Below are 23,895 nucleotides of genomic sequence, written 5' to 3'. Positions count from 1 at the left end.
CTACTCGTGCGCCGCGGGCGGACTTTTTGCGCTTGCCGTAATCGGCCTCATAGCAGGGCTGAAGCCGGAGGACAGAGGCCGGGGGACGGATGTCAGATGTCGGAGGTCAGATGTCAGAGGACACCTCCTCCGAGCTCAGTGAGATCTGTGCCCCGCCCCCCCTGCCTTGGCTATAAGCGATAGGCGGTAAGCTGTCGGCCGCCAAGCCGAGGGCCCAGGCAGAGAAAGAGGAAGAGTAGGAGTAAGAGAAAGATCCGGAAAGCAGCGCTTCAGCGCTCAACGGTCGCGTCAAGCGACCGGGGCGAACCGGTGGCGTTTGCAGCGTCAAAAGCCACCCCTCCCGCCGCCCGAGCCATCGCCTGCGCGATGACCGGGCTCCGGGTTTCTTTTCGTGCCTCGTCGTGCCTTTTCGTGGCCTACCGCCCACCGGTCTTCTCCGTGTCTCCGTGGTTCATTTCAGATCGAATCTGAGATTCAGGCCACTTCAGCTTTCAGCTTTCGGCCTTCAGCCTTGGCTTACATTTCCGGCTTCCGCCGGGTCGGGGTCGCCGTTCAGTCTGGTTGGACCCCGTGACGTTCCCCGCCGCCATCGCCGAAGCCTTGCCCTCCCTCTGTCTGCGCTTCGGCGCGGCGGGAGGCACGCCGCTGCGACCGGGACTGCCGGTGCTGGCGGGTGCGGTGACGGAGGATCTCTTTCCGGCGGCGCAGCCGGCCGGTCGGTCGGGCGCGTTCACGCTGGCGACGGCGCCGGATTATCTCGTGGGCCACGCGGAGGCGCCGGCGGGAGAGGCGATTGAGGAGAGCGCGTACGCGCTGTATCGGGAGCTGGCGGAGCTCACGGCGGGCTGGGCGCTGGCGCGAGTCTGGAACACCGTGCCGCGGATTAACGCGCCGCGCGCCGACGGACTGGAGTTTTATCGCGCGTTCTGCAGCGGGCGCGCCCGCGCCTACGAAGCGGCGTGGGGGGCCGATTTCAAGCGGCGCATCCCGGCGGCCTCGGCCGTGGGCAGCGACGCGGAGGAGCTCGGCGTGGTGTTCGTCGCCACGCGGCAGGATGTGGCGCACGTGGAGAACCCGGTGCAGGTGCCGGCCTACCAGTATCCGGCGGCGTATGGGCCGCGGCCGCCGAGCTTTGCGCGGGCGACGGTCGTGGCGCTGCCGGGCGGCCGGCGAGACGTCTTCATCTCCGGCACGTCCGCCATCCGCGGATACCGCACGCTGACGCCGGGCGACACGGCGCGGCAGCTGGCCTGCACGGTGGAGAACCTGCAGGGGATCGGGGCGGCCGCCGGCCTGGGGGCGGTCTTGGGCGCGCCGGGCGAGGTGGAGCGGCACGTGCGGGTGTACCTGCGGCACGCGGCCGACCTGCCTACGGTGGCGGCGGTCCTTGACCGCGATCTCCTGCGGCCGACCGACCGGGTGAGCTATGTGCGGGCGGACATCTGCCGCGCCGATTTGAACGTGGAGATCGAGCTGACCGTTTTCGCTGCCGCGAAAACGGAATAGGCGGGCGGTCGCCGACGCCGGGAGGCGTCGGTCGCCGCACGCGGCAGCGAGAGTAGGGCGTAAGGTGTAGGGCGTCGCGCGGAGCCAACTGGGGGCGGCGATGCCACCCCAGCCTCCGGCATTCTTCATTCACAATTCATCATTCTGCATTAGCGCGGCCGCGCCGCCGCGGCCGCGCGTTGACACCTCTTGCTACGGAGCCTGACAGTTCACGGCCGCATTCCTCGCTCCGGCATGACCCTCCTCAAGGCCTATTGGATCGTCGTCTACTACCTCACCCTGGTGCTGTTCGCGCTGGTGGGGGCGGGGCTGAATGCCGTTTGCCTGGCCGGGCTGCTCCTGCCGCGGTCGGCGGCGATCACGGGCCGGTTCCAGGGCCTCGTGCATCGGGCGTGCCGGCTCTTCATCCGCTGGATGAGGCTTACGACGGTGTGCCGCGTGCAGTACGATCCGGGCTTCGACCACCTGCCGCCGGGGCTCGTCGTCGTGGGCAATCATCCGGGGCTGATGGACATCACCTATCTGCTGGCGCGGATCCCGCGGGCGATCTGCCTCTTCAAGCCCAGCATCCGCCGCAACCCGGTCTTCGGCTGCTGCGCCCTGCGCGCCGGCTACGTGCCGAGCCAGGCCGGGGTCGATACGATCCGCGCCGCGAGCGCGGCGGTCGCGGCGGGCAGCACGCTCGTGCTGTTTCCCGAGGGCACGCGGACCCCGCCGGGCCAGGTGCTGGGGCCGCTGCGGCCGGGTTTCGCGGCCATCGCGCAGCGGGCGGGCACCGCCATTCAGCTCGTGCGAATCCGCTGCAACTCCAACGTGCTCGCGAAAGGCTGGTCGTGCTGGGAGATCCCGATCCTGCCGATCCGCGTGCAGCTTGAGCTCGGGCCGCGGCTCGTGGCCGATCGCGACGGCGTTTTCTGGGCGGTGCCGGCGGCTGCCGCCGTCGAGGCGGATCGCACCGGCGCGCCCCTGCCCATGGCGGACCGCGCGTTCGTCGGCGCCCATGCCGCCGCCGTGACCCACTATCTTGAAGCCTGGCTGCGCGAGGACGGCGTCGCCGCCGAAGGCGCCGGGGTGCCGGCGGTATGGGGCGAACCGGTCAGCTCGTGGGCCGGCTCATGACGCCTTCGCCCACCCACCTCCTGCTTCTTCCCAGCTACAACACCGGCCCGCGGCTGACCGCGGTGGTGCGGGAGGCGCTGGGCTGCTGGCAACCGGTCCTCGTCGTGATCGACGGGAGCACCGACGGTGGCGGCGAGGCGATGCGGCGGCTCGCCGCGGAGTTGCCGGGCCTGCACGTGCTCGAGCGCCCGCGCAACGAGGGCAAGGGCGCCGCGGTGCTCGCCGGCGCCGCCTGGGCCCGCGCGCGCGGGTTCACCCACGCGCTGGTCATGGACGCCGACGGCCAGCACCCGGCGGCGAGCATCGGCGAATTCATGGCGCGGTCCGCGGCCGCGCCCGCCGCCCTCGTCCTCGGTCAGCCGGTCTTCCCGGCCAACATCCCCGCCGAACGGCTGCACGGACGAAAACTGAGCGTGGGGCTCGTCCACCTCGAGACGCGCGGCCCGGCGATCGCCGACCCGCTCTTCGGCTTCCGCGTGTATCCGCTCGCGCCGCTGCTGGCGGTGCTCGGTCCGCGCCGCACGGGTCGGCGCTACGATTTCGACACCGAGGCGGCAGTGCGGCTCGTCTGGGCCGGCACGCCCACGCTGAACATTCCCGCACCGGTGCGGTACTTTTCCACCCGCGAAGGCGGCGTCTCGCACTTTCATTACCTGCGCGACAACGTCTGCCTCGTCTGGCTCCACACGCGGCTGATCGCGGCGTTGGTCTTTCGGCGCCGTAGGCGCCGAGTTGAAGGTGATAAGGTTTAAGGTGCTAAGGTCCGGACTCCTGATCGATCGCTCTGCGACTTCAGTTTTCGACGGCGCGAAAACTGAAGTAAGTGGGGTTCCGGAACCGGTGGCTTCAGCTTTCAGCCTTCGTTTCCCCGGAGTCCCTCCCTTGCCTCTGTTATCTCCTGTAAGACGGGTTGAACATGGGTGGATGTCCAAGACATCTCACAGGAGACAAGGGAGGTAACAGAGGTCATGGCGCCCGTGGCGCCGGGTTGAAGGTTGTAAGGTTTAAGGTGCTAAGGCTCGAACTCCTGCCCGATTCCTCTGCGAGCTCAGCGATCTCCTGTAGAAGGGATCGGGATACTGAGTCCAAGGCAGTTTCTACAGGAGGTAGCAGAGGGCGCAGAGTTCGAGCCGGAGGTTGGCCACGGGTGTCGGTGGCTCGAAAGCCAAGAGCCTACAGCTTACAGCCTACAGCCTCCGGCTTACCGCTTATAGCCTACAGCCTACCGCCTAACCAACCCCAGCCGCTCCGCCAGCGCGCGGGCGGGCGGGTAGTCGGGGGCGGCGCGGAGCGCGGCGGCGAGGTGCTCGCGCGCCTCGGCGGGGCGCCGGAGCTGCAGCAGGACGATCGCGAGGTTCGTGTGGGCCGGGGCGTGGCCCGGCTGGAGCGCGATCACGGCAGCGTAGGCGTCGACCGCCTCGGGCAGGCGTCCCAGTTGCGCGAGCGCAATGCCCAGGTTGAAGGGCGGCTCGGCGCTGGCCGGAGCGAGGCGGACCGCCTCCTGCAGCTGGGGCACGGCCTCGGCGACCCGGCCGCTGCGGCCAAGGGCGATCCCGAGTTGGAGACGCGCGCGGGCGTGGGCGGGCGCCAGGCGCACGGCTTCGGCGTACGTGGCGAGGGCGGCGGAGGCATCGCCGCGGCGCGCCTGCGCGAGGCCCTGGTTGAGTCGCGCTTCGGTGAGGCCGGGCTCGTGTTCCAGCGCGCGGGTGAAGCAGGCGAGGGCGTCGGCCACGCGGTCGAGGCGCAGCAGCGCGCTGCCGAGGTCGTTCTCCACCGTGGCCCAGCCGGGACGCAGCCGGAGCGCCTCCTCGTAGCGCGTGACAGCGTCGCTCCAGCGTCCCGCCTGGGCGAGGGCTCCCGCCCACGCGTACTGGGTTTCCGCCTGCGCCGGCTGCAGGCGGGCCGCCTCGGCGAGGTGCGCAATGGCCTCGTCGGTCCGGCCGAGCTGCGTGAGGGCGAGACCGAGTTGGTAGTGCGCGGGGTAGAAAAGCGGGTTGATGCGCAGGGCGGCCTCGTTGTGCTCGGCCGCGGCGGCGGGGTTGCCGAGCGCGGCGTGCGTCAACGCGAGATGGTAGTGGCTGCCGGCGCGACCGGGGGCGAGTTGCAGCGCGCGTTCGTAATGCGTGAGCGCGGCGCGGAACTCGCCGCGCTGGAACCAGGCGGTGCCGAGTCCACCCTGCGCGATGGCACTGCCGGGGCGTTGCGCGACCGTCGTGCGCCAGAGGGTGAGGTCGTCGGCGTACACCGCGTTGCGTGCGTGCGTGAGCAGGCCCAGCGGCACAGCGACGCCGCAGGCGGCGAGCGGCCCGAAGCGGGCGAGGCGCGCCGGCGCGCGGCGGCTGCAGAGCGCGTGGAGCCCGACGACGCCGCCGGCCAGGACGGACAGGAGCGGCAGGTACATCCGGTGTTCCACGATCATCTGCAGCGTGCCCGGCATCAGGCTGGTCGGCGCCAGGACCAGGAAGAACCAGGCCCCGAGAAAACCCGCGCGGGGCCAGCGGCGGAGCGCGACGACGGTCAGCGCGACCAGCGGGACGATGAGCAGCGCGAAGGCGGCGGCGGTGGGGAGGTCGGCCCAGAACGTGCCGTATTCGAAGACCAACGGGTGCGGCCAGAGCGCGAGCTGCAGGTAGCGCGCGATCGCCTCGAACTGCGTGCCCCAGTACGCCCACGGCGCGAGCCCGACGTTGAACCCGGCGGTGCCGCCGCGGTTCCAGCCGGTGCTGCCGACCAGCAGCGCGAGCGGGAGCCACGTGGCCAGCAGGCTGAGGTGCACGGCGCGACGCTGCCGCCACGCTGCGGCAAACGTGCCGGCGAGGAACGTGCGGTCGTAGAGCAGAACCAGGAGCGGCGCGACCGCGGCGACTTCCTTGGTGCCCACGCCGGCCAGGCACGCGGCCACGGCCAGCGCGTGCCAGCGCGCGGGATGCGGGGAGGTCGCGCCGCGGATGAAACCGTAGAGCGTCAGCAGCACGCAGAGTCCCATCAGCGACTCGGTGCGCTGGATGATGTAGGTGACGGACTCCGTTTGCAGCGGGTGGACGGTCCAGAGCAGCGCGACGGCGAAGCCGAGCCCGGTGGCGTCCGCGCGCCGTCGCGCGTCAAGTGGAGTGGTGCCGGGCACGAGCAGAAGTGTGCGGCGGACCACGCCGAACGCGGTGAGTCCCGCGAGCACGTGCACGAGGAGGTTGAACGCGTGGTAGCTCCAGACCGCCTGGCCGCTGAGCGCGTGGCAGAGCGCGAGCGAGAGATTGAGGACGGGGCGGCCGCTGATGGTGACGCCGAAACCGGCGACGGGGAACAGGACGTCGCGCCAGTGGCGCAGGTCGCGAATGGTCGGGTTGTCGGCGATCGAGGAGACGTCGTCGAAGACGAACGGGGCGTGGAACGTGTTCGCGTAGGCCAGCATCGCCGCGAGCACGAGCACCGCGCAGAGGAGGAAGCGGAGGCGCGGGGAATCAGGGGGAGGAGACTGGAGGGGCGGTCGGCTCAAGGGCCTTGGGTTCTTGCGAGGCAAAAACCAAACCCGGAGGGGCGCAAGACCGGCGCCCAGCTTACCGCCGACAGCCTGAAGCCAAGAGGGTTTGGCCGCAAAGAAGCGCAAAAGGCGCAAAAATGATGAGTTATCGGTTATTGGTTATCCGTTATTCGTGTCGGTGGTTCGATGCCTGTATGCTCCATGCCGAGTGCTGATACCCTCAGGGGCAGAAAGAGTAGGAGTAAGAGTAAGAGAAAGATTCGAGAGCAGCGCCCTTACTGCAGTTTTCGCGGAGCGAAAACTGGCGGAGCGATAGCCTCGCGGAGGCCGGGATAGGCGGGGTCGAGTTCCAGAGCGCGGCGCCAGTGCTCGCGGCCGGCGGTGGGCTGGCCGCTGCGGATCAGCGCGGTGCCGAGGCCGACGCGGGCATCGACTTCGCGCGGATACGCGGCGATCAGGACCTCGAAGAGGAAACGCGCGCGGACGAGGTCGCCGCGCTGCAGCGCGTCCTGGCCGAGCTGCAGTGTCGGAGCCCGGAGGCCGGGCGCGGCGACGAGGGCCGGGACGAGCCGGGCGCGCGCGGCGGCGGGTTCACCGGTCGCCAGTTCGAGCAGCGCGAGTTGGGCCTGCAACTCGGGCGCGGGCGGCTGGATGGCGAGCGCGGTGCGGTAGAGGGCTTTGGCCTCGTCCAGCCGGCCCTGGCGTTCCCGGACGCTGGCGAGCGAGATGGCCGCGGTGGCGCGGCGCGGGTTCAGCGCCAGCGCCCGCTCGGCGTGGTGCGCGGCCTCGTCGAGGCGTCCTTCCGCCAACAGGGCGGAGGAGAGCAGGTCCTCGGCGACCTCGTTGCCGGGTGAGTGCGTCACGGCATGAGTGAACAAGGTGACGGAGTCGCGCCAGGTCGCCTGCTGCGTCCACGTGCGCACGGCGAGCGCCGCAAGGAGACTGGCGGCGGCGAGGCCGAGAACGGCGCGGCCGCGCGCGGAGGCGAAGGCGGGAAGGCTGGCGACGACGGCCCAAACGACGCCGAGCAGCGGCAGGTAAGTGTAGCGGTCGGCGAGCGATTGGAACCCGACTTGGACGAGACCGAGCACCGGCAGGAGCGTGACGACGAACCAGGCCAGGCCCGCGGCGACCCAGGGCCGGGTGTGCCGCTGACGCCAGGCGAGGGCGGCGAGGGCGAGCAGGAGAGCGGCGGCGCCGGCGACGATGAGGACGGGCCAGGAACCGGGGTGCGCGTAGCAGACGATGAGGTCGGACGGCCAGGCGAGTTTGCCGAGGTAGCGGGCGAGCGCGACGACGGCGTTGCCGACGCGGTCGGTTAGCGGCACCTCGAGGACGAAGGCGCCGACCTGCCGCTGCATGAGGACGGTGAGCGCGGCGACGGCGGCGGCGAGCAGGAGGAAGGGCAGCTTCTCGAGGACGAGACGGGCAAACGCGCCGCGGGAACCGGCGCGACGGAACGGCCAGACATCGAGGATCAACAGCACGAGCGGCAGCGTGACCAGCATCGGCTTGCACATGAGCCCGGCGGCGAAGGCGGCGAGGGTGAGGGCGTAGCTGGTGGCGGCCGGGCGGCCGGCGGCGCGGCGCTCGACGTAGCCGGCGTAGGCCAGCAGGGTGAGGAGGAAGCAGGCGCCGCTCATGACGTCCTTGCGCTCGGTGATCCAGACGACGGACTCGACGCGGAGCGGATGCCAGGCGAAGAGGGCGGCAGCGAAGGCGGCGCGGAGGGCGGTCAGCCCGAGTCGTTGGAAGACGAGGAACGCGAGCACGGCATTGAGCGCGTGCCAGAGAACGCTGGTGACGTGGTGGCCGCCGGCGGCCGCGCCGTAGAGCTGCCAGTCGAGCAGGTGGCTGAGCCAGGTGAGCGGATGCCAGTAGTCGGCGGGGGCGGTGAAGGCCCAGACGACGCCGGACCAGGTGAGCCCGGCCTGGACGTGGGGATTGGCGGTGACGTAGGCGGGGTCGTCGTAGTTGACGAAGCCATACGTGGTGCCGCGGAGAAACAGGAGGACGGTGCCGAGGAACAGGCCGGCGGCGAGCAGGACAACGCGTCGGCGCGGGGGCGGAGGGGACACAGAGGTCACGGAGGAGGAAAGGGAGAGGGCACGGAGGGTCTGGTTCAAGACAGGTTTAGCCGCAAGAAAGCGGGCGCAGAGGGTCGGCAAGGGAGAGGCAAAGTCTTTCTCTTTCTCCCGGGAATTCGTGGTTCGGAGCCTATAGCCTATCGCTTACCGCCTATAGCCAGCAGGGTTTGGCCGCAAAAAAGCGCAAAAGGCGCAAGAGGGAGCCTCGGAGTCCCAGGCATCTCACAGGAGGCAAGGGAGGTAACCGAGGCGCCGTCGCGGGGGCGGCCAGAGGCCGGAAGCCGGAAGCCGGAGGACGGAGGCCAGAGGCCGGAAGCCGGAGGCCGGAAGCCGGAGGACGGAGGACGGAGGCCAGAGGCCGGAGGACGGAGGACGGAGGCCGGAAGCCCCACATCAGTTTTCGCGGAGCGAAAACTGCGCAGAGCGAAAACTGCGCGGCGCGAAAGCGGCTAGAAGTAGTCGGCGAGCGTCAGCGTGCGGCGGGCGCCGCTGGCGAGCGTCAGCGTCACCTTCGTGCCGGCGGGAGCCGTCGACCACGGGCCGGCGACCATCTCACCCGTGACGGGTTGGCCGTCGATCGCGGTGATGAGGTCGCCCGCGACAAAGCCGGCGGCGGCGGCCGGCGAACCGGGCGCCACGAAGATCACCTTGAGCAGGCCCGCTTGCAGGAGGGCGCGCAGGCCCGCGCGATCCTTCGGGAAGGGCCGCGTCGCGTCGGCCGCCGGGCGGACCAGGATCCGGTCGTGCGCGAAGTCCGTCGTCAGGTGGAAACGGCTGAGGAGCGGCAGGCCGACGTTCGCGGCGCTGCGCTCCGAGTCGAACGTGGCGATGCCGGCATCGGGGAACGACGTGGGGACGTCGCGAAACGTGACGCCGGCAAAGGTCACCTCGCGCACGACGGCGAGAGACTCCTCGCGCAGCCCGCCGATGCCGCCGCTCACCGTGCGTGCGGTGCGACGGTGGTCCAGCAGGGCGGCGCGTTTCGCGTACGCGGGAAACACGATCAGCGGCGAGCCGTTGCCGAGATCGAAGTCGGCCTGGATCGGCTCCCGGCCCTCGAGCGCGAGCGGCACCGAGCGGATGCCGTTGGCTGACTGGATCGGGACGATCACCGCGTCCGGTGCCGGGGCATACGTCGCCGGGTCGTGGAAGGCGATGCGCCGCGCGGCAAAGTCGATCTCCACGTTGAGCAGGTTGAAGACCTCCTTGCCGAGGACCACCGGCAGCGGCCGGCCGAGCTGGCGCGAGACGTCCGACAGGTCGAAGACACCGACGGTGAGGTTCTGCAGCGTCGCCTCGCCGAGGGTGATGTTTACGCCGCCCGCCATGCTCGCGTGGGTCGTCCCGCCGGTGCCGTTCATGACGACGGCGCCCTGTGCGGCGAGCCCGGCCTTTTCAGCGAACGCGCGGTCGATGACGGTCGTCTCGGCGCCGCTGTCGAGCAGCACCTCCGCCGCGTGGCCGTTGATCGTCACATCGAGGTAGAGCCGCCGGCCCGACTCGAGCCGGAAAGGCAGGGCGGCGGTGCGGTGTACACCGCCGGCGAAGGCCACGCGCGAGGCCACGGCCGGCCGGGCAAAGGTGGCCGCGGGCACCGTCGGGTTCACCTCGAGTTTGGTGATCTGGAAGACCTGCGTGTCGCCGGTGCGCGTGGTGACAGACCGTTCGGAGAACGCGAAGCGGACGCCCTTAACCGTGCGCCAGTCGCCGTAGCGCACCACGCGCTCCTCCTGGTTCTCGACGATGCGGGCGGCGACGAGTTCGCCCGTGGCGGGGTCGAGCAACAGGTCGTAGCGTCCCTCCGGCTGGCAGGCCGCACGCACCACCTGGCACGCGCGGCCGTCGAAGGTTTCGCCGGGCAATACGCTGAGCGTCGCGTGGGCAAAGAGGTCACCGAAGCTGAACTGGAGGGCGCGCCGCTGCTCCGCCTCCTCGGCCGGCGAGCTGGTCTCGACCTGCCCGCTGGGCGTGACGGACCAACCGGCCTGGCGGTCGGAGCCTTGGGCGACCTTGACGACGCCGAGGTCCACATCGGTGCGCTGGCGGCCGTCGCGGCATTCCCAGCGCTCGAATGTGCCCTTGAGTCCGGCCGTCTCGAGCGTGCCGCTGACGTGGGTGACGGTGAGCCGCTGGTAAGCCTCGCCGCCGCGCCACGCGCGGTGCCGGCCGAGCAGTGCCGCCGCCGACTCCGGGGCCGCCGAGGCGGGCAGCGCCAGCACGCAGGTGAGGAGAGTCAACCAACCGATCCGCAGAACGTTAGCCATGCGCGCAAGGGAATGGATAAAGACGGGTTTTGCCAAGGCGGTGTTGGCGGCCTCTGCGATCTCCTGTGAGAAATGAGCCGGCAGCGTTTGGCCGCAAAGAAGCGCAAAAGGCGCAAGAGGAAGCCACGGATTGCCAAGACATCTCACAGGAGGCAAGGGAGGTAACAGAGGTTTGATGCACAGTCCCTACTTCTCGCATTTTCGCGCCAGCGAAAACGCGAGAGCGCTGCTCTCGAATCTTTCTCTTACTCGTACTCTTACTCTTTCTCCCCAAATTCTCGGTTCGAAGCCAATAGCCTACCGCTTACCGCCTACAGCCGACAGCGTTTGGCCGCAAAGAAGCGCAAAAGGCGCAAGAGGAAGCCACGGATTGCCAAGACATCTCACAGGAGGCAAGGGAGGTAACAGAGGTCACGGCGGCGGAGACGCCGGGTTGAAGGTTTTAAAGTTTAAGGTGCTAAGGTTCGAACTCCTGCCCGATTCCTCTGCGACTTCAGTTTTCGACGGCGCGAAAACTGAAGTAAGTGGGGGTTCATCCCCGGCGGGCGCCGGCTTCAGCTTTCAGCCTTCGCTTCCTTCAGCCTTCGCGTCCCACAGTCCCTCCCTTGCCTCTGTTATCTCCTGTAAAACGGATTGGAGATGGGTGGGTTTGAGCACCGATTTCCAAGGCCATCTCACAGGAGGCAAGGGAGGTAACAGAGGTCGCGGCGCCGGAGGCGCCGGGTTGAAGGTTATAAAGTTTAAGGTGCTAAGGTTCGAACTCCTGCCCGATTCCTCTGCGACTTCAGTTTTCGACGGCGCGAAAACTGAAGTAAGTGGGGTTTCGGACGCGGCGCCGACGGCGCCGAGGGCAGCCTCTACATAGGTTATCGCGAAGCGAGAACCTCTTCGTGGCTAAATTGAGTTGGCCATAGGTGATAAGCTGTAGGCTATAGGCCGAAGGGGCGGGGGCCTACGGCTTTCCGCTTACTGCCTACCGCCTAACGCTGCTCGCTGATGGCCAGCGCGGCGGCGCGGGCGCGGTCGATCTTGCCGCGCGCGGTGAGGGGAAGCTGCGGGACGGCGACGAGCCGGTCGGGAATCTTCCAGCCGGCGAGGCGCAGGGCGAGCGCCGCGCGGAGTTCGGCGCCGGAGAGGTCGGTTTCGACCACGGCGGCGACGTGGTCGACGCGCGACGGGTGCGGCAGGGCGCACGCGGCGCGGACACCGGGCAGCGCGAGCAGGGCGGTTTCGACCTCGCCGAGGCTGAGCCGGCGGCCGCCGATCTTGACCGTGCGGCCGCTGCGGCCCTGCAGGACAAGTTCGCCGTGCGCGTTGAGCGTGCCGTAGTCGGGCGGCGAGAACCGGCCCAGGCCCCGGACGGCGGCGCTGGACACGGCGAAGCGTCGACCGCGGCGGAAGTGGAGCCGCACGGACGGAAAGGGTCGGCCGACGCTGCGGCCCGTGAGCGTGGCCTCGCCGTCGGCGTCGAAGCTGATGCCGCCGGTCTCACTGGAGCCGTAGAAGCCGTGGACGCGCCGGCCGGTGCGGGCGAGGAAGGCGGCGGCGATCTCGGGAGTGAGGGGCGCGCCGGCGGAGATGACGAGCCGGAGGCAGTCGAGCTGGCCGGGGCGGAGCTCGGTGCGCGCGAGGGCGCGCAGGAGCGTGGGGACGGCGGGAAAGACGGTGGGTTGCCAGCGGGCGCAGTCTTCGGCGAGGGCGCTGGGCAGGGGGCTCGCGGCGCAGACCATGGGCGTGCCTTGGACGAGGAGGGGAACCACGAGGTTGCCGAGCCCGTAGGAGTGGCCGAGGGGGATGACGGCGAGGTTGAGATCGCCGGGGGTGATGCCCATGGCGGCGCAGACCTGGCGTCCGTCCGCGATCATCTGGGCGTGGGTGAAGACGAGGGCCTTGGGGGTGCCGGTGGAGCCGCTGGTGAGCTTGATGAGGCAGGCCTCGCGGGGGCTGCGGGTGGGGCGGGGGTCGGGGAGGAGTTCGAGTTGGCCGTCGTGACCGAGGGCGGCGGCGCCGATGGCGGTGGCGACGGTGCGCTGGGTGGCGAGGGGCTCGGTGGGATCACCGGCGGCGGGAATGGCGCCGGCGCGGAGGAGGCCGAGGAAGGCCTGCCACCAGCCGATGCCGTTGGGCTCGGTGAGGAGCACGCGCCGGCGTGCGAGGCTGTTGCCGGGAATCTGCTGCCGCCACGCGGTCGCGGCGGCGTCGAGCTCCGCGCGCGTCCAGCGCCGCCCCGAGGCGCCGTCGATGACGGCCAGGGCGGCCGGCTCGGCGCGGACGAGTTCCTCCCAGTGCGAGAGGAGGGTGGGCAGGTGAAGGGTTGGCGTCACAGAGGCCACGGAGGTGGGAGGGAGGTCGGCGCCGATGGCGCCGGGTTGAAGGTGGTAAGGTATGAGGTTCGAACGTTCGCAGGCCGCGGATTGCCAAGGCAAGACCCCAAGGCTGGGTTTGGGTCGCAAAGAGGCGCGGCGCCGGTGGCGGGATAGACCAAGGCAGGGTTGGCCGCAAAGAAGCGCAGAAGGCGCAAGAGGGAGCCGCGGATTCAAGGCATCTCACAGGAGCCAAGGGAGGGAACAGAGGTTTGATGCACAAACCCACCTTCTCGCATTTTCGCGCCAGCGAAAACGCGAGAGCGCTGCTTCCCAGACGCCTGCTCTTTTACCCGAGATTCTCCGCTCGGAGCCAATAGCCTATCGCTTACCGCCTACAGCCAAGGCGGGGTTGGCCACGAAGAGGCACCAAAAGGCACGAAACTTTATTTTTCGGCGGCGCGAAAAATACAGTAAGTGGGGTTCGGGATCCGGCGCCGCGGGCGCCGGCTTCAGCTTTCGCTTCCTTCAGCCTTCGCTTCACAGATTCCCTCCCTTGCCTCTGTTATCTCCTGTAAGGCGGATTGGAGATGGGTGGGTTTGAGCACCGATTTCCAAGGCATCTCACAGGAGCCAAGGGAGGGAACAGAGGTTTGATGCACAGCCCCACCTTCTCGCATTTTCGCGCTAGCGAAAACGCGAGCGCGCTGCGCTCGAATCTTTCTCTTACTCGTACTCTTCCTCTTTCTCTGCCCGGGTTCTCGGCTAGGGGAGCCTACAGCTTACCGCTTACCGCCTATAGCTTAAGGCCTACCGCCAGATGGTATCGCCTGACATCTTACGCCTTGCTCGTGGCGGGGCGATGGCCGCCGAAGTAGCGCAGGGCGAGGGCAATTTTCGGGAGGTGCTTGAGGACGTGCCAGAGGCTCCAGCGATGCTGCCACAGCCGGCGGGCGAAGCGGCGGTGGTAGCCGCGGCTGTTGTAGAAACGGCGGACGTGCCAGTTATAGAGGGCGTCCATCTCCTCCCGGGACTGGAAGCCGTGGGGGCGGAACACGAAGTTCAGGCAGTTCATCAAGCGCCAGTCTTCCTGGAAATCGCCGGAGACGCCGCTGACGCATTCCTGCCAGATGGGCGCGCCGGGCAGCGGGCAGAACTTGGTCATGTTCATGTCGTCCAAGTCGAGCGACAGGATGAAGTCGCTCGTGGTGCGGAGCGTCTCCGGCGTCTCGCCTGGCAGGCCGAAGATGAAGAGCCCCTTGGCCCGCAGGCCGGCGGCGTGGATGCGCGCGACGGTGTCGCGCACGCCCGCCAGCGTCACGCCCGCCTTGTGGCGCGCCATCATGGCGGGATCGGCGGACTCGATGCCGAGCGAGACCATAAGCGCGCCGGCGCGGCGGAGGAGCGTCAGCAGCTCGGTGGACTCGTGGCCGGTGCGGACGGCGCAGTTGAACTGTACCTCCAGCGGCGCGGTGATCAGCCGCTCGCAAAGCGCCTGGATGCGCGGTTTGTGGGCGGTGAAGAGGTCGTCGTAGATGTTGACGTGGTGGACGCCGAAGTGGTCCCGCAGGTGTTTCAGGTGCTCGTAGATGTAGTCGGCCGAGTTGTACTTGTGCAGGTGCTCGAAGACGGTGCGGTCGCAGAACGAGCAGGTGTAGGGGCACCCGCGCGAGGTGATCATCGTAGCGCCCCAGCGCCGCTCGTAGGAGAACAGCGGCAAGTGGTAGCCCTGGGGAAAACCTGCGAGCTTCCCGTAGGCCGGGAACGGCAGCGCATCCAGGTCGCCGAGCCGCGGCCGGCGCGGGTTGGTGCGGACGCCGTCGCCGTCGCGAAAGACCAGGTTGGGGATGTCGCGCCACGGCTTGCCCTCGGCAAGGTCGAGCATCGCGCCCTCGCCCTCGCCGACGCAGAGCGCATCGATGACCGGAAACCGCTCGAGCAGGGGACCGCCGAGGGAGGTGGCGTGGATGTTGCCGAAGACGATGGGCAGGTCGGGCCGGCGCGCCTTGAGTCCGGCGGCGAGGTCGACCGCGTCGAGGAAGGCGGACGTCGTGGCGGAGAAACCGACGAGTTCGGGCCGGGTGGCGAGGACGGCGGCGACGTTGGCCTCGAGCCCGCGCGGCGCGACCGGCCCGAGGCAGTCGTGGACCGCGGTCTCGTGCCCGTGTTGGTCGAGCCAGGCGGCAAGCTGGAGGATGCCGAGGGGCGCCATGCGGTTGGCCAGGACGGCGAAGTCGGGCTGGCCCGGCACGAAGTTGAAGCCGGCGGGATGGACAAACGTGACGCGCATGCGGCGGGGCGGGCCCGCAGCTTGCCGACGCAACTCCGCCGCTAGCAAGTCCCTGCAATGGCGATTTATTGGCGCCTATTCGTCGTTTTTTGCGATCCGGGCGGGCCGGGGTTCTCCGGGCTTGCCCGAGCCAGGGGATCGCGCCTCAGTAGCGCCGGCTATGAACGATCCGCTGACCCTCCGGCTCAAACACCTCATTGTCGAAACCCTTCGGCTGGAGGACGTCGACCCGCAGCAGATCGAGGATGACAAGCCCCTGATCGGCTCGGGGCTGTCGCTGGACTCGATCGATGCCCTGGAGCTGGTGGTGCGGATCGAGAAGGAATTTGGGATCAAGATCAGCAGCAGCGAGGAATCGCGGCAGGCGTTGGCGAGCGTGGCGGCGCTGGCGCAGTTCATCCGGCAGCGGGCGGACCCGGCACGGCTGGCCTCCCTCGCGGGCACGCCCGCGAACTGAATGTCCGCCGCCGCAGTATCGGATTCGGTTCGGCTGGCGGCGACCGGCTGCATCACGCCGCTCGGCGACGCGACCGCGACCGCTGCGGCGCTGGTCGGCGGCGTGCGCGCGCTGCAGCCGACGCCCGTGCTCGGGCGGGCGGGGGGCGAGGCGGTGCCGCTGGCGCTGCTGCCTGGCCGCGCGCTCGATGAGACCAATCCGCCGGCGTGGGTGCCGGTGCTGCGCGCGCTCCTGGCGCCGGTGGCGGACCGACCCTGGGGCACGGCGCGGTTCCCGGTGGCGATCGCGAGCAGCAATTTCGGCGTCGGCAGCCTGTATGCGTTTCGTCGGTACGGAGAGGACGGCTCGGCCGACCACGGCACGCCGCACGGCTCGACGGACCTCGTGCGGCGCGAGCTCGGCTGGGGCCCGGCGCTGGCGGTGTTCTCGCACGCGTGCGTGTCGGCGCATCTCGCGCTGGCGCATGCGAGCCGGCTGGTGCTGGCGGGCGCGGCGGACGAAGTGCTCGTCCTGGCCTATGACTTCCTGAGCCCCTTTGTGGCGGGCGGGTTTCACGCGCTGAAGATCCTGAACGCGCAGTTCCCGGCGCCGTACCAGGCGCGGGCGACCGGCTCGATCGGGCTCGGCGACGGCGCGGCGTACGCGGTGGTGACGCGGGGGCGCGGGGACCTGGCGGTGGCGGCGCAGAGCCTGCACAACGAGTTGCATCATTTCACGGCGAACCGGGCCGACGGCAGCGGCTTCGCGACGGTGCTGGCGCCGCTGGCGCCGGCGGTGGCGGGCCGGAAGCTCTGGCTGAAAGGCCACGGCACCGGGACGCTCGAGGCGGGCCAGCTCGAGGCCGCGGCGCTGGCGCAGGCCTTCCCGGGCGCACCGCTGGTCGGATGGAAAGGCAGCCTGGGGCACACGCTCGGCAGCTGCGGGCTGGTGGAACTCGCGGTGGCGGCGGCGGCGCTGCGGGCGGGCACGACGCCCGGGACCGTGGGCAGCGAGGCGCCGACGCTGGCGCCGAACGTGGCGCTGGCGCCCTTTGCCAACGCCGGCTTTGACGGGGTGCTCTGCACGAGCAATGCCTTCGGCGGCGCGCATGCGGCGCTGCTTCTGAGCCATGTTTGAACGCACTCTCCAGATCGTGCTGACGGACGACCCCGGGGCGGAGCAGCCCGCGGCGACGCGCGAGCGGCTGAAAGGCCGGTTCGCGCCGGGGGCGGTGCGGCGCATGACGCAGCTCGGGATGCTGGTGGGGGCGCTGGTCGGCGAGTTGCAGCCCCGCGAGGAGGACGCGGTGGTGTACACCTCGCAGTTTGGCGAAGCGCGCGCGCTCGAGGCGTTTCTCGACAGCTTTCCGACGGCAAGCCCGACGCTCTTCCAGACCTCGATTCATCCCAGCGGCGTGCAGCAGGGGCTGATTGCGCGCCAGCAGCCGTTGCGGGAGTTCATCCCGATGGCGGGAGGCGAGGCGCTGGTGGCGCAGGCGCTGCTGGCGGCGGTGTTGTCGCCCGCGCCGCGCGTGATCCTTTGCGGCGGCGAGGAGTGCGGCAGCTGGCTGGTGGCGCCGCAGGCGGCGAGCGAGCGCACCTTCGCGTATGCGCTCACGGTCGGGCCGGCGGAGGCGGCGGGGGCGGCGGCGCGGCTCCGGCTGACGCCGGACGACTGGCCCGGGGCGGCGCTGACGCTGCCAGGGTGGTTTGATCTCCTGCGGCAGCGACGGGCGCATGCGGGGCCGGTCGGGCCGGGGTGGCGCCTGGACCTGGATTGGTCATGAGCCGCCACGCGCGTCGCAATCCCGGCCCGAGCTGGGGCTATCCCTTTCTCCGGCTGGCGGACCGCGTGGTGCCGGAGTGGCTCTATCGGCCGGCGCGGATGCTGGGCACGGCGGTGGCGTGGGCGGCGATGCGGGAGCAGCGGGCGCACTCGCGCGCGTACCTCGAGGCGGTGCTCGGGCGGCTGCCGACGCGGCGGGAGACTTACCGGCACTTTTTCGCCTTCGAGGAGAGCCTGATCACGAAACTGCGGGTGGCGGATGGCCGGCCGTACCGGACCGTGTACGCGGCGGGTTGCGAGGATTTCCGCCAGTGGCTCGAAGGCGGCGGGCCGATGCTGCTGGGCACGTTTCACGTCGGCGTGTCGGACGTGCAAGGCTGCCAGATCGCGGGCTACGCGGATCGGGAGATCTACGTGCTGCGGCAGCGGGTGGGGAACTCGCACGACACGGACCGGATGGAGGCGCAGTTCAAGGGCCGGCTGCATTTCGTGTGGGTGAACGAGCCGGGCGAGGTGCTTTTCCGGCTAAAGGAAGCGGCGGCGACGCCGGCGGCGATCGCGATGCAGTGTGACCGGCTGGAGTTTGCGGCGCGGGCGGAGCCCTTTGAGTTTCTCGGGGCGAAGCGGCTGTTCCCGTTCACGATCTACGAGCTGGCGCACATCTTCCAGCGGCCGGTGTTGCTGTCGGTCGGCGTGCCGCAGGGGCCGCAGCTCGCGGCGCTGCACGCCTCGCCGCGGTACGACCCGGTGCGGCCGGGCGAATCGAGGGGGGAGGCGCGGGAGCGGGCGCGCGGGCATTTTCAGGCGTTCCTGTGGCAGCTCGAGGCGCTGTTGCGGCAGGACCCGTACCTGTGGTTCAACTTCACGCCGCTCAACCCGCCTGCGTCCACCCAACCGTGAATTTCTGCGCACCTAGTTGTTTTCGATCGATTGCGTCCGGCGTGTTTGCGCGGGCGGGGCGAATGGCGATGGAGGACGGAGTGGAGAACGAGAACGAGAACGAGAACGAGAACGAGAACGAGAACGAGAACGAGAACGAGAACGAGCGGAGGGGGCGCTACTGCAGTCGCGGTCGGCGGGCAATGGCGGGAGTCGGGCTCCTGCTTGTTGGCATCGGGGTCGGCGCGGGGCCGGTCGGGGCGGCCGGCGAGGCGGAGGCGGCGGTGATGCCGGCGGAGATCGAGACCGGGGGACCGCTGCTGGGCGGACCGGCGGAGCAGGCGTGGCGGGAACTCTTTGGACGGGTGGCGGAGCAGGGGAACGTCCGCGCGACCTTCACCGAGCGCCGCTGGTTTCGCGTGCGCAAGGAGCCGGTGGTGCTGCGCGGGGAGCTGCGCTCCGCGGCAGAGCACGGGCTGAGCCTGCACTATGCGGCGCCGCAGGAGCAGTTGCTGGTGGTGGATGCGCGGGGCCTGCTGATGCGGGATGCGGCGGGCCGGACGCGGCAGATGGCGGCGGATCCGCGGGCGCCGCGGATGGATGCGGTGCTGCTGCCCGTGCTGCGCTTCGACCTCGAGGCGCTGCATCGCTATTTCACGATCCGGGCAAACCGCGCCGGCGCGACGTGGCGGCTGGACTTCGTGCCGAAGACCCCGGAGCTCGCGCGCCAGCTCAGCACGCTGACGGTGGTCGGGGCGGACTTGGCGGTGCGGCGGCTGGAGTTTCGGCGCGGTGCCGACCAGCGCGTCGTGGTTGAGATCGGCGCGACGGAAACGGGCGTGGTTTTTGGCGCCGAGGAGTTGAAGCGCTACTTCCGCTGACCATGGGACGCGCCGGCAAGAAGTGGCTGATCCGGCTGGTGCTGGCCCTGGCGGTGGCGGCGGGGCTGGGCTGGCTGGCGCGGCTCGACTACGCGCGGAAGGTTTCGACGGACATCCTCGAGCTGATCCCGCCGGCGGAGCGCGCGCCCGAGCTGGCACTGGCGCGGACCCTCGCCGGCGCGCAGCAGGCGAAAGTCGCGCTCTTCGTGCTGCGTGACGGCGGAGCGCAGCAGGAGGCGGCGACCGCGGCCTTCGCGGCGGCGCTGGCGGCGGATCCCGCGTTTGCCGAAGTCGTGCGCCTGCCGGATCCGGTGGGGCGCGAGGCGCTGGGGCGGCACGTGTTTGTGCACCGGTTCGACCTGCTGCTGCCCGGCTGGCTGGGCGCGCGGGCGCGGGAGCATGCGGCGCGGGCGCCGGAGCAACCCTGGCCGGAGTGGCTGGCGGAGCGGGCGGCGGCGGACCTCGAGCACTTTCTCGCGGCGCCCGAGGCGGTGGCGTTCCAGGACCTTGTGCCGGCGGATCCCCTGCTGCTCGTGCCCGGGCTGGTGGAACGTATTCGCGGGCTGGAGTCGGCGGAACCGGCGCCGGGCGACCTGGGACTGGTCTGGGCGCGGACGAGCGCGGCGCCGCTGTCCGAGGCGGGTCAGGAACCGGTGCTCGCGGCGGTGGCGCGGGCGGAAGGCGAGGCGAGGCGCCTGGCGCCGGCGGTGGAGCTGCAGTGGACCTCGATCGGGCGCTTTGCCGGGGAGAACCGGCGCCGCATCCAGCAGGAGCTCTCGTGGCTGAACACGATCTCGTTGCTCGCGGTACTGGGCGTGGCGGTGCTCTGCCTACGGCAACTCTGGGAAGCGGTGCACCTCGCGCCGGTGGTGCTCGGGGCGCTGCTGGGCGCCTGGGTGGCAACGACGCTGGCGTTCGACCGCGTGCACGTGCTGGTCTTTGTCGTGGGCTCGCTGCTGGGCGGCGTGGCGATCGACTATGGCTTTTATCTGTACCTGCAGCCGCCGTTGACGTCGGACGAAAGCTACGGCGCGAAAGTGCGGCGGCTGCTCAAGCCGCTCCTCGTGAGCGCGTTTACCACCGTGCTGGGCTTCTCGCTCCTGTTTGCGTCGGAGCTGCCGCTGATCCGGCAACTGAGCGTCTTCGTGAGCGCGGGGCTGGTGGCGGCGCTGGCGACGGCGCTGCTCTGGTTTGGCCAGCTCGATGCCACGCACGCGCGGACCCGGGACTTCGCGCGGGCGCGGCTGCCGGCCGGCCGGCGGGGCGTGCGCCTCGGCGCGCGGGTGGTGCTGGCAGGCGCGGCGGTCGTGGCGCTGGTGGGCCCGTGGACGCTGCACTGGCGCGACGACATTCGTGAACTCGAGGCGTTGCCGGCCGGGATGCGCGAGGAGGCGGTGGCGGTGCGGGCGCAGTTTGGCGAGACCCCGGGGCGTACGATCTACCTCACGCGCGGCGATTCGCCGGCGGCGGCGCGCGTCGCGCTCGAGTCGTTTCTGGCGTGGCACGCGGGGGCGTTTCCGGGCGCGGAGGCGGCCTCGATCGGCATGGCGCTGCCGACGCCCCCGGACGCGGAGGCGCTCGGGGCGCGGCGAGACGAACTCGCGGGGTTTGCGCCGGCGCTGCGCGCGGCGCTTGGCCGGCACGGCTTCGAGGCGGACGCCTTTGAGCCTTTCTTTACCGCGTGGTCCGAGTGGCTCGCGCGGCCGTTGCCGGCGTATGCGACGATGGTGCGCGACCTGACGCAGGCGCTGCGCGGTCCGCTGGCGCTGACGATGGCGGCGGGCGGGGACGGCAACTGGTTCCTGACGGTGGCGGCGCATCCGCCGGGCGCGGAACCACCGTCGACGCTCGGCACTGTGGCGCTGGACCAGTTGCAGACGCTGAACGGCCTGTTCGCGCGGTACCGCATCTCGGCGCTGCGGCTGAGCGCGCTCGGGCTCGGGCTGCTCGGGCTGAGCGTGATCGTGCTGTACCGGCTCCCGCGCGGGGCGGCGATCTTCGGCGTCCCGGCGGGCTCGTGCCTGTTTGCGCTCGGCGCGCTCGGGCTGGCGGGGCAGACGCTGAACCTCTTTCACCTGCTCGGCGCGTTTCTCGGCGTGTGCCTGAGTCACAACTACGCGATCTTCTCCGCGGAGAACGAGGCGCGGGGGGAGGAGCCGCCGCCCTCGATCCGCTTGTCGGCGCTGACGACGGGGGCGTCCTTCGGCGTGCTGGCGTTCAGCCGGATCGCGGTGGTGGCGGCGCTGGGCACGACGGTGGCGCTGATCGTGCTGACCGCGTTGGCCGCGGTGGAGCTGATCCCGCTCGCGCGGGCCGGCGGCGGCGCCGCGCCGAGGAAGGACCAATCGTGAACCCTGCTTTTCCCGTGACGACCGCTCCTGTTGTCTCCTCGCGTCCCTACCGTGTCTTCCTGGCGAACCTGAATCGCTACGACCAACCGTATCCGGTTTATCCGCTCGGCTTGGCGTACATCGACGGCGCGCTGCGGGCGGCAGGCCACGAGACCTGCGTGTGGGACGCGCGGATGTCGGCGGAGCCGCTCGAGGCGAGCCTGGCGGCGTTCGCGCCGGACCTGGTGGGGTTCTCGGTGCGCAACGTCGACAACGTGCAGGCGCACAACCCGCGCTCGTTCATCCAGGAACTGGTGCAAGTGTGCCGGGGCGTGCGGGGGGTGACGACGGCGCCGATCGTCCTCGGCGGCAGCGGCTTTTCGGTGTTTCCCGGCGAGATCTTCCGGCTGACCGGCGTGGACTACGGGATCGCGGGTGAAGGCGAACGCGCGGTGGTCGAACTGGTGGAGCAGTTGCGGCAGGGGCGCGCACCGGCGGCGGTGCCCGGCGTGTGGCGGCGGGGGGCCGGCGGCGCGGCCGAACTCGTGGCGCCCGACGTATCGTTCGGCGTGTTCCGGTCGGAGCCGCACCACGAGCCGGCGCTGCTCGACGCGTATGTGGCGCAAGGTGCGCTGCCGGGGGTGCAGACGCAGCGCGGGTGTCCGCTGCACTGCTGCTATTGCACGTATCCGCTGATCGAAGGGACGCGCAGCCGGTTCCGGAGCGGCGAAGAGACCGTGGCGGAGATGCGGCGACTGGCGCGGCTCGGGGTGAAGTACGTGTTCATCGTCGATTCGGTGTTCAACACGCGGGAGGACCACGTGGTGCAGACCTGCGAGGCGCTGATCCGGGCGGAACTCGACGTGCAATGGGAGTGTTTCCTGCGGCCGCGGGGGCTGACGCGGGAGCTGCTGCAATTGATGCAGCGGGCGGGGATGCGGCACGTGGAGTTTGGGTCGGACAGCCTGTCGGATCCGGTGCTGGCGGCGTATGGGAAGAGTTTTCGGTTCGACGAGATCCGGCGGGCGAGCGAACTCGCGCACGGCCTGGGGCTGAGGTACAGCCACTTCATCATCTTTGGCGGGCCGGGGGAGACGCCGGCGACGGTGGAGGAGACGATCGCGCGGGCGCAGACGCTGCCGGCCGCGTACTTCTTCGCCGCGATCGGGATGCGGGTGTACCCGCACACGCCGCTGTGGCGGACGCTGGCCCCGGAGCGGAATGGGCTGGAGCCGGCGGATTACCTGCTGGAGCCGCGTTTTCACCTGGAGGCGCCCTTCACGGTGGAGGGCCTGATGAACCGGCTGCGCGAGGTCCAACGGACGAGTTCGAACTGGGCGGTGGGCGATCCGCCGCCGGTGTTTGCGGAGACGATGGCGAAGCTGCGCCAGCGGGGCGTGCGCGGCCCGATGTGGGAGTACGCGGAACTGCTGCAGCGGATGGCGCGCGGCACGGCGGAATCGGGGCGGCGATCATGATCGGGCGCGTCTACTGGGCCGGGTGGTATTACGCGTGCCTGCTGGTGTTCGCGGTGGGCGGGCTGGCGCTGAACCTCGTTTACCTCGTGCTTGGCGCGGGGCCGGCGACGCCGCGGACGGAGCGGTGGTTCCGGCACGGGTTGTGTCGGGCGGTGCGGGCGTATTTCTGGCTGCTGCGCGTGACCGGGGTGTGTCGGCTGCGCGGGCGGGAGGCGCTGGCGGCGGTGCCGGCCGGGACGGTGGTGGTGGCGAACCATCGGTGTCTGCTGGACAGCGTTGCGCTGCTGGAGCCGCAGCCGGAGGCGGTGTGCATTTTCCGGCCGGGCTCGGGGCGGCTGGCGATCATCGGCGCGTGCGGGCTGCGCTCGGGGTATCTGTTTTCGAGCGGCGGGGTGGACACGGTGCGGGCGGCGATCGCGAAGGTGGCCGCGGGGCACACGCTGGTGGTTTTTCCGGAGGGCACGCGGACGCCGGCGGGGCAGGTGCTCGGGCCGCTGAGGCCGGGGTTTGCAGTGATCGCGGAGCGGGTGCGCGCGCCGATCCAGGTGGTGCGGATCCGGACGAACTCGGAGGCGCTGACGAAGGGGTGTCCGTTCTGGCGGCTGCCACGGGTGCCGTTTGAGTACGTGGTGGAGCTGGGGCCGCGGCTGGCGCCGGATGCGGCGGGAACTTATTGGGAGGCTGGCCGCGGGGTGCGGGTGGGCTCGGGCCCGGAGGCGCTGACGCGGTACGTGGAGCGGGCGCTCCGCGGCGGCGCGGCGCCGATGGCGCCGGGTGAAGGTGATAAGGTTTAAAGTGCCAAGGTTCGAAGTCTCTGGATTGGATCCTCTGCGCCCTCGGCGAACTTCTGTAAGGTCATATCCGGTTCGGATCTGAGACATCTGTGGTTAATACAGGATCGATGGTTTAGCCTCAGATTGCTCTGATCAATACAGGATGGGACAAGACATGATGTTGGCCACAAAGAGGCGCCAAAAGGCACGATAAAATACACAAGGCAGTTCTACAGGAGGTAGCAGGGAGCGCAGAGGTTTCGGCGCCGGAGGCGCCGAGTTGAAC

16 protein-coding genes are annotated in these 23,895 nt (G+C 70.1%); 11 read left to right on the top strand and 5 right to left on the bottom strand.

Going from position 1 to position 23,895, the window contains the following annotated elements:
- Positions 1 to 570: 570 nt before the first annotated feature.
- The 3 genes from DB354_RS01185 (at position 571) to DB354_RS01175 (ending at position 3,377) form a co-directional block, all read left to right on the top strand.
- Complete coding sequence (locus DB354_RS01185) at positions 571 to 1,506, top strand: pteridine-dependent deoxygenase like protein (RefSeq protein ID WP_146180057.1); 936 nt, start codon at positions 571 to 573, stop codon at positions 1,504 to 1,506.
- A gap of 234 nt (positions 1,507 to 1,740) precedes the next feature.
- On the top strand, positions 1,741 to 2,625 hold the full coding sequence (locus tag DB354_RS01180; RefSeq protein ID WP_107833599.1) for a lysophospholipid acyltransferase family protein: 885 nt from the start codon (positions 1,741 to 1,743) through the stop codon (positions 2,623 to 2,625).
- Complete coding sequence (locus tag DB354_RS01175) at positions 2,622 to 3,377, top strand: glycosyltransferase (protein WP_199226764.1); 756 nt, start codon at positions 2,622 to 2,624, stop codon at positions 3,375 to 3,377. Before DB354_RS01180 ends, DB354_RS01175 begins: the two co-directional genes overlap by 4 nt.
- Positions 3,378 to 3,847: 470 nt before the next feature.
- Here DB354_RS01175 and DB354_RS01170 read toward each other — a convergent pair whose 3' ends face one another.
- From DB354_RS01170 to DB354_RS01145, 5 genes are all read right to left on the bottom strand, one after another.
- Positions 3,848 to 6,052: a tetratricopeptide repeat protein gene (locus DB354_RS01170; protein ID WP_107833597.1), complete on the bottom strand. Its 2,205-nt coding sequence runs from the start codon at positions 6,050 to 6,052 to the stop codon at positions 3,848 to 3,850.
- A gap of 326 nt (positions 6,053 to 6,378) precedes the next feature.
- On the bottom strand, positions 6,379 to 8,181 hold the full coding sequence (locus tag DB354_RS01165) for a tetratricopeptide repeat protein (protein ID WP_146180056.1): 1,803 nt from the start codon (positions 8,179 to 8,181) through the stop codon (positions 6,379 to 6,381).
- Positions 8,182 to 8,639: 458 nt separating this feature from the next.
- Entirely contained in the window at positions 8,640 to 10,454 is a 1,815-nt protein-coding gene (locus DB354_RS01155) for an aspartyl protease family protein (RefSeq protein ID WP_107833595.1), read from the bottom strand.
- 980 nt (positions 10,455 to 11,434) lie between these two features.
- The gene (locus DB354_RS01150) at positions 11,435 to 12,778 is read right to left on the bottom strand and encodes a class I adenylate-forming enzyme family protein (RefSeq protein WP_158277308.1); all 1,344 of its coding nucleotides are present in this window, start codon (positions 12,776 to 12,778) and stop codon (positions 11,435 to 11,437) included.
- Between the two features lie 817 nt (positions 12,779 to 13,595).
- Positions 13,596 to 15,047, bottom strand: coding sequence for a radical SAM protein (locus DB354_RS01145; protein WP_107833593.1), 1,452 nt, complete (start codon positions 15,045 to 15,047; stop codon positions 13,596 to 13,598).
- Positions 15,048 to 15,207: 160 nt separating this feature from the next.
- On the opposite strand from DB354_RS01145, the gene DB354_RS01140 reads away from it, so the two are divergent.
- From DB354_RS01140 to DB354_RS01100, 8 genes are all read left to right on the top strand, one after another.
- Positions 15,208 to 15,504: a phosphopantetheine-binding protein gene (locus DB354_RS01140; protein ID WP_107833592.1), complete on the top strand. Its 297-nt coding sequence runs from the start codon at positions 15,208 to 15,210 to the stop codon at positions 15,502 to 15,504.
- Positions 15,505 to 16,620 (top strand): hypothetical protein, encoded by a 1,116-nt coding sequence (locus DB354_RS01135; protein ID WP_107833591.1) that lies wholly within the window; start codon positions 15,505 to 15,507, stop codon positions 16,618 to 16,620. It begins immediately after the preceding gene.
- The gene (locus tag DB354_RS01130; protein WP_107833590.1) at positions 16,613 to 17,269 is read left to right on the top strand and encodes a beta-ketoacyl synthase chain length factor; all 657 of its coding nucleotides are present in this window, start codon (positions 16,613 to 16,615) and stop codon (positions 17,267 to 17,269) included. Before DB354_RS01135 ends, DB354_RS01130 begins: the two co-directional genes overlap by 8 nt.
- A complete protein-coding gene (locus DB354_RS01125) occupies positions 17,266 to 18,168 on the top strand; it encodes a hypothetical protein (RefSeq protein WP_107833589.1) in 903 nt (300 codons plus the stop codon). Before DB354_RS01130 ends, DB354_RS01125 begins: the two co-directional genes overlap by 4 nt.
- A gap of 62 nt (positions 18,169 to 18,230) precedes the next feature.
- The gene (locus tag DB354_RS22450) at positions 18,231 to 19,028 is read left to right on the top strand and encodes an outer membrane lipoprotein carrier protein LolA (RefSeq protein ID WP_199226763.1); all 798 of its coding nucleotides are present in this window, start codon (positions 18,231 to 18,233) and stop codon (positions 19,026 to 19,028) included.
- Positions 19,029 to 19,030: 2 nt separating this feature from the next.
- Positions 19,031 to 21,379 (top strand): hypothetical protein, encoded by a 2,349-nt coding sequence (locus DB354_RS22165; RefSeq protein ID WP_107833588.1) that lies wholly within the window; start codon positions 19,031 to 19,033, stop codon positions 21,377 to 21,379.
- A gap of 14 nt (positions 21,380 to 21,393) precedes the next feature.
- Positions 21,394 to 22,836 carry a lipid biosynthesis B12-binding/radical SAM protein gene (locus DB354_RS21850; RefSeq protein WP_158277307.1) on the top strand — a complete coding sequence of 481 codons (1,443 nt, stop codon included), beginning with the start codon at positions 21,394 to 21,396 and terminating at the stop codon, positions 22,834 to 22,836.
- Positions 22,833 to 23,630, top strand: a complete 798-nt coding sequence (locus DB354_RS01100) for a lysophospholipid acyltransferase family protein (RefSeq protein WP_107833586.1) — start codon at positions 22,833 to 22,835, stop codon at positions 23,628 to 23,630. The genes DB354_RS21850 and DB354_RS01100 overlap by 4 nt, the downstream gene beginning before the upstream one ends.
- Positions 23,631 to 23,895 lie beyond the last annotated feature (265 nt).

Origin of the sequence: Opitutus sp. ER46 (assembly GCF_003054705.1) — a bacterium.
Lineage (GTDB): Bacteria > Verrucomicrobiota > Verrucomicrobiia > Opitutales > Opitutaceae > ER46.
Note: the sequence above shows the minus strand (reverse complement) of the source record. Positions and strands in the feature narration are given on the sequence as shown.

Bases quoted from the DNA above. Each gene is read 5' to 3' on its own strand.
- DB354_RS01180 (WP_107833599.1), top strand. From the start codon at position 1,741: ATGACCCTCCTCAAGGCCTATTGGATCGTCGTCTACTACCTCACCCTG.
- DB354_RS01175 (WP_199226764.1), top strand. From the start codon at position 2,622: ATGACGCCTTCGCCCACCCACCTCCTGCTTCTTCCCAGCTACAACACC.
- DB354_RS01155 (WP_107833595.1), bottom strand. From the start codon at position 10,454: ATGGCTAACGTTCTGCGGATCGGTTGGTTGACTCTCCTCACCTGCGTG.
- DB354_RS01145 (WP_107833593.1), bottom strand. From the start codon at position 15,047: ATGCGCGTCACGTTTGTCCATCCCGCCGGCTTCAACTTCGTGCCGGGC.
- DB354_RS01140 (WP_107833592.1), top strand. From the start codon at position 15,208: ATGAACGATCCGCTGACCCTCCGGCTCAAACACCTCATTGTCGAAACC.
- DB354_RS01135 (WP_107833591.1), top strand. From the start codon at position 15,505: ATGTCCGCCGCCGCAGTATCGGATTCGGTTCGGCTGGCGGCGACCGGC.
- DB354_RS01130 (WP_107833590.1), top strand. From the start codon at position 16,613: ATGTTTGAACGCACTCTCCAGATCGTGCTGACGGACGACCCCGGGGCG.
- DB354_RS01125 (WP_107833589.1), top strand. From the start codon at position 17,266: ATGAGCCGCCACGCGCGTCGCAATCCCGGCCCGAGCTGGGGCTATCCC.
- DB354_RS22450 (WP_199226763.1), top strand. From the start codon at position 18,231: ATGGCGATGGAGGACGGAGTGGAGAACGAGAACGAGAACGAGAACGAG.
- DB354_RS22165 (WP_107833588.1), top strand. From the start codon at position 19,031: ATGGGACGCGCCGGCAAGAAGTGGCTGATCCGGCTGGTGCTGGCCCTG.
- DB354_RS01100 (WP_107833586.1), top strand. From the start codon at position 22,833: ATGATCGGGCGCGTCTACTGGGCCGGGTGGTATTACGCGTGCCTGCTG.